General features: G+C 42.2%; 12 protein-coding genes. 5 read left to right on the top strand and 7 right to left on the bottom strand.

What is annotated here, in order from left to right:
* Nucleotides 1–146 precede the first annotated feature (146 nt).
* From QX565_RS05750 to QX565_RS05740, 3 genes are all read right to left on the bottom strand, one after another.
* A complete protein-coding gene (locus QX565_RS05750; RefSeq protein ID WP_195350303.1) occupies nucleotides 147–458 on the bottom strand; it encodes a heavy-metal-associated domain-containing protein in 312 nt (103 codons plus the stop codon).
* A 135-nt stretch (nucleotides 459–593) separates the two neighbouring features.
* The gene (locus QX565_RS05745) at nucleotides 594–2,810 is read right to left on the bottom strand and encodes a TonB-dependent receptor (RefSeq protein ID WP_221649999.1); all 2,217 of its coding nucleotides are present in this window, start codon (nucleotides 2,808–2,810) and stop codon (nucleotides 594–596) included.
* Nucleotides 2,811–3,139: 329 nt separating this feature from the next.
* Nucleotides 3,140–3,535 (bottom strand): hypothetical protein, encoded by a 396-nt coding sequence (locus QX565_RS05740; protein ID WP_289291811.1) that lies wholly within the window; start codon nucleotides 3,533–3,535, stop codon nucleotides 3,140–3,142.
* Between the two features lie 140 nt (nucleotides 3,536–3,675).
* On the opposite strand from QX565_RS05740, the gene QX565_RS05735 reads away from it, so the two are divergent.
* The 4 genes from QX565_RS05735 (at nucleotide 3,676) to gcvP (ending at nucleotide 8,764) form a co-directional block, all read left to right on the top strand.
* Nucleotides 3,676–4,527, top strand: coding sequence for a DUF3298 and DUF4163 domain-containing protein (locus QX565_RS05735; protein WP_221650002.1), 852 nt, complete (start codon nucleotides 3,676–3,678; stop codon nucleotides 4,525–4,527).
* A gap of 28 nt (nucleotides 4,528–4,555) precedes the next feature.
* Nucleotides 4,556–5,176, top strand: coding sequence for a 16S rRNA (guanine(527)-N(7))-methyltransferase RsmG (rsmG, locus tag QX565_RS05730; protein WP_289291809.1), 621 nt, complete (start codon nucleotides 4,556–4,558; stop codon nucleotides 5,174–5,176).
* Between the two features lie 28 nt (nucleotides 5,177–5,204).
* The gene (locus tag QX565_RS05725) at nucleotides 5,205–5,843 is read left to right on the top strand and encodes an MBL fold metallo-hydrolase (RefSeq protein WP_221650004.1); all 639 of its coding nucleotides are present in this window, start codon (nucleotides 5,205–5,207) and stop codon (nucleotides 5,841–5,843) included.
* Nucleotides 5,844–5,914: 71 nt separating this feature from the next.
* Nucleotides 5,915–8,764: an aminomethyl-transferring glycine dehydrogenase gene (gcvP, locus tag QX565_RS05720; protein ID WP_289291806.1), complete on the top strand. Its 2,850-nt coding sequence runs from the start codon at nucleotides 5,915–5,917 to the stop codon at nucleotides 8,762–8,764.
* An 80-nt stretch (nucleotides 8,765–8,844) separates the two neighbouring features.
* On the opposite strand, the gene QX565_RS05715 is transcribed toward gcvP, so the two are convergent.
* From QX565_RS05715 to QX565_RS05705, 3 genes are all read right to left on the bottom strand, one after another.
* Nucleotides 8,845–9,411 (bottom strand): nitroreductase family protein, encoded by a 567-nt coding sequence (locus QX565_RS05715; protein ID WP_221650006.1) that lies wholly within the window; start codon nucleotides 9,409–9,411, stop codon nucleotides 8,845–8,847.
* A gap of 75 nt (nucleotides 9,412–9,486) precedes the next feature.
* Nucleotides 9,487–10,575, bottom strand: a complete 1,089-nt coding sequence (locus QX565_RS05710) for an HpaII family restriction endonuclease (RefSeq protein ID WP_221650007.1) — start codon at nucleotides 10,573–10,575, stop codon at nucleotides 9,487–9,489.
* Between the two features lie 16 nt (nucleotides 10,576–10,591).
* Nucleotides 10,592–11,359 carry a C39 family peptidase gene (locus QX565_RS05705; RefSeq protein WP_195660120.1) on the bottom strand — a complete coding sequence of 256 codons (768 nt, stop codon included), beginning with the start codon at nucleotides 11,357–11,359 and terminating at the stop codon, nucleotides 10,592–10,594.
* 124 nt (nucleotides 11,360–11,483) lie between these two features.
* Between QX565_RS05705 and QX565_RS05700 the strand changes: the two genes are divergently transcribed.
* Complete coding sequence (locus tag QX565_RS05700) at nucleotides 11,484–11,690, top strand: CDGSH iron-sulfur domain-containing protein (protein WP_002560531.1); 207 nt, start codon at nucleotides 11,484–11,486, stop codon at nucleotides 11,688–11,690.
* Between the two features lie 106 nt (nucleotides 11,691–11,796).
* Here QX565_RS05700 and QX565_RS05695 read toward each other — a convergent pair whose 3' ends face one another.
* The gene (locus QX565_RS05695; RefSeq protein ID WP_289291802.1) at nucleotides 11,797–12,399 is read right to left on the bottom strand and encodes an IMPACT family protein; all 603 of its coding nucleotides are present in this window, start codon (nucleotides 12,397–12,399) and stop codon (nucleotides 11,797–11,799) included.
* Nucleotides 12,400–12,489 lie beyond the last annotated feature (90 nt).

The raw sequence follows: 12,489 nt of genomic DNA, 5'->3' as shown, positions 1-12,489 counted from the left end.
ATTAATTAGCGATTAGTGAATAGTGATAAGTGAGTAGTGATAAGCGATGAGTGATAAGCGCCATACGGCATACAGCGTAGCTTGCTAATCACTTATCACTACTTACTCATCACTATTAAAACAATCTCTCCGGGACGTTTGTTCAATTACTTCTTTTCTGCCTGCTTTGCTTCTTTCACAAACTCAGCTTCATAATTAAACTTCTTAAATCCAGCTTTCAGTTTCTCTACATTTGTCTTGTCAGCGTCATAAGTGATAGAAACGGTTTTCGTTTTCAAGTCTGTAGAGAACTCTTTTACTCCCTTCTCAAACTTGATGTTATCTTTCACTTTTCGTTCACAATTTTCACAATGCATCTGCGATACTTTAAACACTGCCGTACGGATATCTTTTGCCATAACGGCTGTCACACTCAATAAAGCTACTGCTAGAGCAGCTACCATTCTTCTTGTTTTCATAAACTGTTTTTTTTAGTAGTTAAGTAGTCAAAGTAGTTAAGTAGTAAGTAGAGGTAGTTAAAATGTATATGGCAGGATAACGTTAGCACTCTGCTACTTACTACTTAACTACTTTGACTACTTAACTACTCTCTTCTACATTCTCGGTAAATTAAAACGAACCCCTATATACGCCTTTGCTCCATGCATTGGCCCCCATATCATGGTCGAATCAAAATTTTCTCCCCATGGATTAGCGGCATCTATAATCGGATTCTGTTGTTTAAAGTTTGTCAGGTTCTCCCCACCCACATAGACAGACCAACGACGGAAATAACGCGTCACTTGTGCACTCAGTTGCTCAAAGCTGCCATAGCGCGCCTCCCATGACGGACTACCATCAGCAAGTGTATATGGATTCGGCATCCTTCCCCCACCGTTCAACTGCAACGTTGCATCAAATTGCCACAATCCAAGTGGCGTTTGATAAGAGGCCGTCAAAAGTCCTTTATACTTACTGGTCAGAGGTTTCTCCAATAACTTCCCGTTATAAGTTGTCTTTGCATCTGTCAGACGATAAGCAACCGTCAGGGTGAAACCCTTGAAAAGCGGATAGTTCGCTTCCAATTGCAACACTTGTGAGTAAGAACGTCCGTCCAGATTGTAGAATGACACTTCATGGGGGTCTGTATCCATATCCACAACAACCTGTTTCAGGAAATCAGTGTAATAATATTCCGCATTAATATTCAAAGTCTTACCAAATAAAGGAATATAGGTTGAAACACTTGCTCCATAATTCCAGGCTTCTTCCTGATTAAGATGATCAGCTATCTTTACCTTCCTGCTGCTGGCAAGCAGATAATTGTTCTCTGCCAGTACATGATTGGTGCGATAGCCTTTTCCAGCTGAAAGCCGAAAATGGACATACTCATTCGGATTATATTTGATGTGCGCACGGGGAGTTACAAAGAAACCATATTTACTGCTATGATCTCCGCGAAGTCCACCCATAAGCATCAATTTATCATTCAAATTAAATGTGTACTGAATATATGCTCCGGGAACAGATTCTTTTACCAAAGCCTTTGTCAATCCCTGCCCTGCATCGTTGGTCAGGCGATAATGTTGATTATATCCATCATAATTGAAACTCAATCCGGTAGAAAGGCTGTGTTGCTTACTGAACTCCGTCTCAAAAAGCAGAGAGGCATACACATTACTCTGATCCACATCATAGAGTTTAAGACCATAGGTAGCATCCTGATTGTGAATCGTCCCTTGGAGGATAAGGGCAAGATTGGTATTCTTCTCCTTATTAAATATATAAGCATTCTTGGTGAAAGCTTCGTAACGATCCGTTTTAATACCTATTTCATAAAGATCATGTGCCGGTTCTTTCCCATGACTGACCTGCCCGCTGTTACGACGTTCAGATAATCCCTTGATACCTGCCTGAAAGACATAGTGATCGCCCATATACGCCCAACGGTTCCACAAATTATACTGCTCTACCCGGGGAATATCGGCAAAGCCATCATCATTTGCATCATGTGCTTTTGTTTCATTTTCATAATGTGCCAGCAGTGAAGTACTCCACCGTTTGGAGAGTTTTATCGTTGCATCAGCATTGGCTTCATAACGGCTCGTACTACTGGCAAACAGATTGGCCGATACCCAGTCCGCCTCCGGGAGCTGAGGTTTCTTGAACTCTACATTGATCTGCCCGGTGATAGACTCATAGCCATTTTTTACCGAAGAACTACCTTTGCTAACTTGGATACTCTGCATCCACGGGCCGGGCACATATCCCAGACCGTAGGGTGCAGCAGCCCCCCTGTAATTAGGAATATTTTCCGTCATCATCTGTACATACATACCCGAGAGTCCCAGTAACTTTATCTGCTTGGCTCCCGTTGCAGCATCCGAATAGCTGACATCTACTGAGGGATTAGTAACAAAGCTTTCGCCAAGATTACAGCAGGCTGCACGTGTCAGCTCAGCACTGCTGATGATATCTTCATTCATCACGCTGTTTCGCAATTTCATCGTACCGAGTTTCCGGCTTACAATGTTCACCTCACCTAATTCAACACCTTCGTGAAGAACTATATCAAGTTCCTGATTCTTACTGCTGACATGAATTGTGTCATTCTCAAAACCGATAAAGCTAACGACAAGCATATGGCTTTTAGCTGGTTTGGAAATAGAGAACCGGCCCTCTTCGGTAGTTGTCACACCGTTTGTAGTATTCATCCAAAACACATTGGCACCGGGAATGGGTTCTCCGGTGTTGTCTTTTACAATTCCCGTCACCTGTGCCTGTAAAGCATGGAAAGTGAAGAGAGTAAATAATAAAAATACATATTTCATATAAATTAATTCATTTCATGGTGCAAATTTACAAAATAACCTGTGCAACACGGTTGCATGAAAAGTACATTCTGTATTCGTACATTTACAGGCTTCTTTACATTCTGTTTACCAATACCTTATCTGTATAACATATGAGATGAGAAATCAGAACATCCGGATGTTGTTATACAAAACACCCGGATGTTTTAGTACACAACATGGGGATGTTTTCATAAAGAACATGGGGATGTTTTACATTCTGAAACCTAAAGATACAAACACAAGGAATAGTGAAAGCAGTACTATGAAACACTACCAACACGTATACCTTTCTTATATACTTTTGGCTAAATAAGAAGAGTTGAATAAAGAGCCAGATAATACCGCGAACTGACAGGATGCGGAGGGACAGCATAAGATACTTCCTGCCATTTATTAAAAGACGGAAGGAATTGGAAGTCCGGTAACAATTCACAGATAAGTTGTATCACGGGCGCAGCAACAGAGGCTTCGCACGAATGTTTCATCAAATCTACTTTATAGATAGTAGCTGTACAACCTTCGTCTTTACATGATTTATCTGACTGATGATGAGCTTTATTACATTTAGGGCAACCACTGGTGCAGCAAGTCTGCGCAGTTTCGCAACCGACACAGCAGTAATGGACAACAGAGACTCCCACCCCAGCGTAAATAATCAACAGGGAGAGCATAGCAACCAGTATGTATCGAAGTCTTCTCATAAATTCGGAACAAAGATAGGGAGATTTAACCGTTTCAGCACATTATTTTTTTCTTTTTTATTCGTTCTATTCGTTAATATGTTCTATATTTGTCGATAGGGAATAGCCTAACAAATGTTGAATTTAAAGAAAAAGCCCTTATGAAAAAACAATATGTCAGCCTACTTGCAGTTATACTTGCGGCAAGCGGCTTTTTATTTTCTTGTGGTGACAAGATGAAAAAAGATACCGGTTCACTGGAATTCGATAGCATACAAGTGAACAAGACGGCACATCTCTTTGGAGATACAGCCAAACCAGCCTGCAACCTGCTGATAAACTTTGCCTATCCCTCCAAATCATCTGACGAATTACTGAAAGATACGTTGGATAAATATTTCATTGCTGCTTGTTTCGGCGATAAATACATGGGAGAGAAACCTCAGGAAGTAGTAAAGCAATATACAGAGACATATATCAGTGAGTATCGCCGCGACTTGGAACCTATGTATCTGGAAGATGAAAAAGATAAAGAAAATGAATCATCCGTAGGTGCATGGTACTCTTATTACAAAGGAATCGAAAGCCATGTACAGCTCTATGAAAAGAATTTGCTTGTATATCGTATTAACTACAATGAATATACAGGTGGGGCCCATGGCATCTACATGACTACTTATCTTAACTTCGACCTCGGTCTGATGCGTCCGTTACGTCTGGACGATATTTTTGTTGGAGATTATCAGGAGCCACTGACCGATCTTATCTGGAATCAGCTTATGGCGGATAACGGAGCCAAGACACGTGCCGAACTGGAAGATATGGGCTATGGATCAACAGGCGAAATAGCCGCTACAGAAAACTTCTATCTCAACAAAGACGGAATTACTTTCTACTATAATGTATATGATATCACTCCATACGCAATGGGACCGGTTATAGTATCCCTGCCGTTCCAGATGCTGGAGCATATGCTGGGTAGTAACCCGATTATTGGTGAACTGAAAAATTAAAAATATAACTCATACATTAAACAAAGCAGTGGAAATCATACTAAAATATTTTCCAGACCTTACGGAAGAACAGCGCAGACAATTAGCTGCTCTATACGACCTATACATCGACTGGAATGCTAAAATCAACGTTATTTCGCGTAAAGACATCGAAAACTTATACGAACATCATGTGTTGCATTCACTGGGTATTGCCAAAGTGATTCAGTTTCGTCCCGGTACCAGCATTATGGACTTGGGTACGGGCGGTGGTTTTCCCGGTATTCCGTTAGCTATACTTTTTCCTGATGTAAAGTTTCATCTGGTAGACAGTATCGGAAAAAAGGTGCGCGTAGCTACTGAAGTAGCCAATGCCATCGGGCTGAAAAATGTAACCTTCCGCCATGCACGTGCCGAAGAAGAGAAACAGTTATTCGACTTTGTAGTGAGCCGCGCTGTTATGCCGTTGGCAGATTTAATCAAAATCATCAAAAAGAACATCTCACCCCGGCAACAAAATGCATTGCCAAATGGTTTAATCTGTCTCAAAGGTGGAGAACTTGAACATGAAGCAATGCCGTTCAAGCATAAAACCACCTTGCACAGCTTAAGTGAAGATTTTAAGGAAGAATTCTTCCAGACAAAGAAAGTGGTATATGTGACCGTATAAATAGATAGATACGTAACGTCAAATAATCATGAAAATAAAGAGATTTGAATTTAATATGTTTCCCGTAAATTGTTATGTATTATGGGATGAAACAAAAGAAGCAGTTGTCATAGACCCGGGCTGCTTCTATGATGAAGAGAAACAAGCATTGAAAAACTTCATCAACACCAATGGGTTAACAGTGAAACATTTGCTGAATACGCACCTGCATCTGGACCACATCTTTGGAAATCCGTTCATGCTGAAAGAGTTCGGTCTTTCAGCAGAAGCCAGCCAAGCGGATGAATACTGGATCGAAGAAGCTCCGAAGCAGAGCCGTATGTTCGGTTTCCAACTACAGGAACCTCCTGTGCCATTGGGGAAATATCTGCATGACGGAGATATAATCACCTTCGGAAATATATCGCTGGAAGCAATTCACGTACCGGGACACTCTCCGGGAAGCCTCGTATATTATTGTAAAGCAGAGAACTGTATGTTCTCCGGAGATGTACTTTTTCAAGGCAGCATCGGACGTGCCGATTTAACGGGAGGCAATTTTGATGAACTAAAAGAACACATCTGTAGCCGTCTGTTCATTCTTCCCAACGAAACTGTGGTTTATCCGGGACACGGAGCACCAACTACCATCGGTATGGAAAAAGCGGAAAATCCGTTCTTCCGATAACTGTTTCGCATACGGAGAATCTACGCCAAGCGATTATACAATCCATATGAGCAACTTAAAAACTAATTAATATGAAAACCGATTCATTCGCCAATCGCCATATAGGTGTTAGCGAAAAAGACATTGAAGTGATGCTCCGCAAGATAGGCGTAAGCACCCTTGATGAACTGATTGATAAAACAATACCGGTCAATATCCGGCTCAAAGAACCATTGGCATTGCCTCCGGCTATGACCGAATATGAATTCAGCAAGCACATTGCCGAACTGGCTGGTCAGAATAAACTATTCACCACTTATATCGGAATGGGCTGGTATAATACCATCACCCCTGCCGTAATTCAGAGAAATGTGTTCGAGAACCCTGTATGGTACACCTCTTATACACCTTACCAGGCAGAAGTATCACAAGGACGCCTGGAAGCATTAATGAATTTCCAGACAGCCGTTTGCGATCTTACAGCTATGCCATTAGCTAACTGTTCCTTACTGGACGAAGCCACCGCCGCCGCAGAAGCAGTTACAATGATGTACGGACTGCGCCCGCGCGATAAGCAAAAGTCGGGAGCTAATGTTGTATTCGTTGATGAGAACATTTTCCCGCAAACGCTGGCTGTGATGAATACACGTGCCATACCACAAAGTATTGAGCTACGCATAGGTAAGTATCAAGAATTTGAACCAACTCCGGAAGTATTCGCTTGTATCCTCCAATATCCTAATTCGGACGGAAGCATTGAAGACTATCGCAGTTTCACTGAAAAGGCACATGAGGCTGATTGTAAAGTAGCTGTAGCTGCTGATCTGTTGAGTCTTGCACTCATCGTGCCTCCGGGTGAATGGGGAGCAGACATTGTATTCGGTACAACGCAAAGACTGGGAACACCGATGTTCTACGGTGGTCCTTCAGCAGCCTATTTCGCTACCCGTGACGAATTTAAACGCAACATGCCGGGACGTATCATTGGCTGGTCAAAAGATAAGTACGGAAAGATGTGTTATCGCATGGCTCTGCAAACCCGTGAGCAACACATCAAACGTGAAAAAGCTACTTCCAACATCTGTACCGCCCAAGCATTACTGGCTACAATGGCAGGATTCTACGCTGTTTATCATGGTCAACAAGGCATTACGGATATTGCATCGCGTATCCACAGTATCAGTGCTTTCCTTGAAAAAGAGATCAGCAAATTGGGATATAAACAGGTGAACAAACATTATTTCGACACGCTCCGTTTCATACTACCCGACAATGTTTCGGCACCGCAAGTACGTACCATCGCACTCAGTAAAGAAGTGAATCTGCGCTATTTCGACAATGGTGACGTTGGTTTCAGCATTGATGAAACCACTGATATTTCTGCTGCCAATATGTTGCTTTCTATCTTCGCTATCGCTGCTGAGAAGGATTATCAAAAGATTACTGAAATCCCCGATGCTGATACACTCTCTAAAGAACTGAAACGCCAGAGTGCATTCCTTACCCACGAAGTATTCAATAAATACCATACGGAAACGGAAATGATGCGCTATATCAAGAGGCTGGACCGCAAAGATATCTCGCTTGCCCAATCTATGATTCCGTTGGGTTCGTGTACAATGAAGCTGAATGCTGCTGCCGAAATGTTACCACTGAGTCGTCCGGACCTTCTGTGTATGCATCCGTTAGTACCCGAGGATCAGGCCGAGGGGTATCGTAAATTAATAGAAAACCTGAGTGATGAACTGAAAATAATTACTGGATTTGCTGGTGTCAGCTTGCAACCGAACTCCGGTGCAGCAGGTGAATATACAGGTCTTCGTGTGATTCGCAGTTACCTCGAAAGTATTGGTCAAGGACACCGTAACAAAATTCTGATACCCGCATCGGCACATGGTACGAATCCTGCATCGGCTATACAGGCAGGCTTCACAACAATCACTTGTGCTTGTGACGAACATGGTAATGTAGAAATGAGTGATCTTCGTGCCAAAGCTGAAGAAAACAAAGAAGAGTTAGCCGCCCTGATGATTACGTACCCGTCTACACACGGCATTTTTGAAACAGAAATCGTAGAGATCTGCGATATCATCCACGCTTGTGGTGCACAAGTGTATATGGACGGTGCAAATATGAATGCTCAGGTAGGACTAACCAACCCAGGCTTTATTGGCGCAGATGTCTGCCATCTGAATCTGCATAAGACCTTTGCATCTCCCCATGGTGGTGGTGGCCCCGGTGTAGGTCCTATTTGTGTAGCCGAGCACCTGATACCATTCCTCCCGGGTCACGGATTGTTTGGTAATCCGATAAATGAAGTATCTGCCGCTCCTTTTGGTAGTGCAGGAATACTACCTATCACATACGGCTATATCCGCATGATGGGCACCGAAGGTTTGACTATGGCAACAAAAGCCGCTATCCTCAATGCCAATTATCTGGCTGCCTGCCTGAAAGACACGTATGGTACCGTATATCGCGGAGCCAATGGTTTCGTAGGACACGAAATGATTCTGGAATGCCGCAAAGTACATGAGGAAACAGGAATCAGCGAGAACGACATCGCAAAACGTCTTATGGATTATGGATATCATGCTCCTACTCTCTCCTTCCCTGTTCACGGAACACTGATGATTGAACCTACAGAAAGTGAAAGTTTGTGGGAACTGGATAATTTTGTAACCGTGATGCAGACGATATGGAAAGAAATCCAGGAAGTGAAAAATGGCGAAGCAAGCGTGGAAGATAACGTACTAATAAATGCTCCGCATCCGGAATACGAGATCGTGAACGACCACTGGGAACACAGCTATACACGTGAAAAAGCTGCCTACCCGATAGAAAGCGTACGTGAAAACAAATTCTGGGTAAATGTGGCACGCGTAGATAATACATTGGGAGACAGAAAGCTGTTGCCAACAAGGTACGGTTCGTTTAGTTGAAAATTGAAAGTTGAAAGTTGAAAATTAGCTGCGCTGTCACGCTGCATAGTAATTTTCAACTTTCAACTTTCAATTTTCAACTAAACAACGGTTATCGTTCCCGCCTTTACTTTCTTTTCTTTTATTGGAATAGAAGGATCAGGATATCCTAAGGCTACACAACCGTATACTTTGTGATTTTCGGGGACACCGAGAGAAGTGATAAATTCACGTACTTCGGGGGCATCGCATGTTGTCCCCAGCTGGTTGATCCAGCAAGAACCAATGCCCAGAGAACGGGCAGCAAGAAACATATTTTCAATAGCACAGGCACAATCCATTCCTGCCCACCATTGTGTCGGTTCATTAGAAACAATTACAAGCGTTGGTGCATGATAATAACAGCAATACGTCTGGCTATGTCCGCGCTCCTGCAAATGTTTATCCTCACTTTTGGCAAATGCACCTTTGATACGGGCATTTAATTCTTCGAGTTTCTCTGTATTTTGTATAGCTGTGAAATGCCAAGTTTCAAGATGCATACCACTCGGAGCATATGTGGCAGCTTCAAGAATAGTCAGCAAATCTTCTTCAGCTACCTGTTGAGTAGTATAAGCACGTACGCTACGACGTGCTTTGATATTTTCTAATACTTCATTTGTTTTCATGATGAATAGTGTTTTAATTTTTATTTGTTAGAAATAAAATGATGAACTGGTTACACTGCAATGTATCATACCTCATCACCTTTTAACCAACCCAATCTTCACATTCAACTTAAAGTAATATACCCCATTCTCCCGTTCCAGGAAGCCGTACTTATCTTTATCCACAGATCCTTTCTCTAAACGGGTATTCAGATAGAGAAAATCCTCAAATGTCTTTTTCTCCGCTTTATGATAACAAAGCACTTCTCCGTTTCCATCTATCAGCAAAATTCCTTCCACTGCAGAATCCGTCCCGTTATAAATCTTTGCCGGACGCATCCCCAATGCCAGAGTAAGCAGGAACTGCTTCATTTTAAATTCATAAAAACCATGTTTATTGATCAGTTCATCCTTAATTTTCAACGGATTGATTCGTTTTATCTCCTCCGTTAATTCACTGATACGTGTGATGCCATCCAAATGCATAATACGTACCATCTCTGCCAGAACACGCGGAAAGTGCAAATCTATCATCAACAGGTTGCAACGGAATACACGGTCTGCCACATCAGAATACTTTAATACACCGCCCAGACGTTCTATCATCATCATACGCTCTGCCACTTCTGTAGGCGACTCTTCCAATGCATTTATTTTATTCACAGTAGGTACGGCAAACTTAACACCTGTCTGCTCCAATTTCAGATTGGCAGTTCGTCCGCCATCAAGCAAAGGATTCATGGCACTAAGACGTGAACGAACATTGAATCCTGTCAATGGAGCCTCAGGATGCCAAAAGGCAACAGAAAAATCCGTACGATCATCCGTTTTTGCTTCAAGATCAAAAATACCTGCTTCATCCAGGAACTCTTCTACCCCATCAGGCGAAGTTACATCATTTTCGGACGAGGACTTGACTGCATCGAGAATTAATCTGGCCACTGTGGCAAAATCTTCCCGTGGTATTCGCTTATCTACTGTTTCGTTTACAATATGAATTTCCTCTTTCTCAATATAATAGCGACGCGTACCATCATGCTCTTCGCGCTGTACCATTGCTACAGGCCAGCACTGTGTATCGTCTTTTTTTGCTTGCGGCGTACCCAACGAAACCTTTCCGTCTGCCAGCAAACGGAAAAAAGCATACAGTTCACTCCATTCTCTTTTTGTTGCTTCAAATGCCATATTTAATATATTTGTTTTACAGATTAATCATTTCGGGCAGTTCCTGCCAAGGGATCAACGGACGTTGTATCTCTATCTCTTTCTCCACAGGTGGTAATTTCCCAGCACGTGCTATAGCCAGTGGAATACGTGGAGTTATCACAATATACCTCCCTGTCCAGCAGCCATCAAACCAGGCCGGATTACCCCGCTCCCGCTTTATTGGAAAACATTGATTTTCACCCTTACTCCGCATCATAGCCGAACGCCCGGGATCGTTGATCCATACATGAGTATCATTTATACCGCGAAGCACCATCCAATGACGGTGACTACCCGGTTGCATCAACCCATGAGACGAACCGCGATGCCTCACATTTATCAGTACGGGAATACCCTGATCAATATATGCCTTCAGCGCCCGGTAGTCTTTATTCATAAAATGCTCAGCACTCACCATATGTTCATAATACCGTGTCAACGAATCTATTTCAAAAGAATAATAGCCACCCTGTCCTATGGATGTACGCCGCTTGAAAGGAGCACGTTTTTTCAAAAAATAATTCTTCTGATACTCTACAAGCTTTGCTTCGGCTTCTGCTGCCGAACGGCAACTATCTACGGTCATCCCTTTATAATAATCAAATACCATCAATGAGGATGCCAGCGAGCAATGCGCATAAGGACATCCGCTGATCTTCTGCGAATACCAGGGTAAAGGAATATCGTTGGGAGCCACTTCCTGAGCCTGAACAGAAGGCAAATGGCTTCCAATCAAAAACAAACCGAGATACAGAGCTTTCATTATCACATTTCGTATCATTGTGTGCAAAGATAAGGAAATCTGATAAAACAAATGGTGGACAGAAAAAACTATTTCCAATTCCAAATGTTATATAAATAGAGTTGACTACTTAAAAAATAAAATTATGGATAAAAATGAAAATCTGATTAGTATCACGGAAGTCCCTGCCGGGCCCTACATCATCAAAGGTGAATTTAAGATGATTAACAAAGAAGGGAAAGAGAGTATTTTGCAAGGAACAAACGCTTTGTGTCGTTGCGGCCACTCTAAAAACAAACCATTTTGCGACGGAACACATCGTAAAATAAATTTTGAAAAGGACAACGAATAAGGCTACACAAATGCGTCTTTTATAAACTCCAGTGCGTGTATCAACGGAATATTTACCCGAAGAGACACGCATTCAATTTTTCTGTTCCACCAACGTGTTATTCTTCTTATTCTTCCTCAAGGATACGTGCTGTCTCTACTTTTTCCAAGCGTGCCCGCAAACGAGGCATCATAGAACGACGAATACGAAGCGTCATACTACAATCCATGTCATAGGACTGTCGCAAAATTTCCGGTTCTTCTTCTTTCACAATACGCATCACATCATTCATAAAAGGATATTCAAAAAGCACAGTCACCTCGTCATCTACCGTTTTTTCTACAATGGTAGCCGTGGCAATGGCTTCGGCGGCAGCAGCTTTATAAGCCACAATCAATCCACTTGTTCCCAGCTTGATTCCACCAAAATAACGAACTACAATAATAAGTATATCAGTCAGTTCATTAGAGTTGATCTGTCCCAGAATAGGTTTTCCGGCTGTACCGGAAGGCTCACCGTTATCATTCGCACGAAAATCTTTCCGTTCATGTCCCAGCATATAGGCATAGCATACATGACGTGCATCGTAATATTTCTTCTGGTACGTTTCGAGATGTGTTTTTATTTCTTCGTACGTACGCACAGGCAAAGCAATAGCAATGAACTTGCTACGCTTTTCGGTATAGATACCTTCGGAGGGTTCAGTAATGGTTTTGTATGTATCTTCCATGCTTTTAGAATTAAAAATGGAAAGTTGAAAATTGAAAATTACTATGCAGCCTATTATGCAGTTAATTTTCAATTTTCAACTCTTCATTTT

Origin of the sequence: Bacteroides sp. 41_26, from assembly GCF_949740115.1 — a bacterium.
In the GTDB taxonomy this organism is placed as follows: domain Bacteria; phylum Bacteroidota; class Bacteroidia; order Bacteroidales; family Bacteroidaceae; genus Bacteroides; species Bacteroides nordii.
Note: the sequence above shows the minus strand (reverse complement) of the source record. Positions and strands in the feature narration are given on the sequence as shown.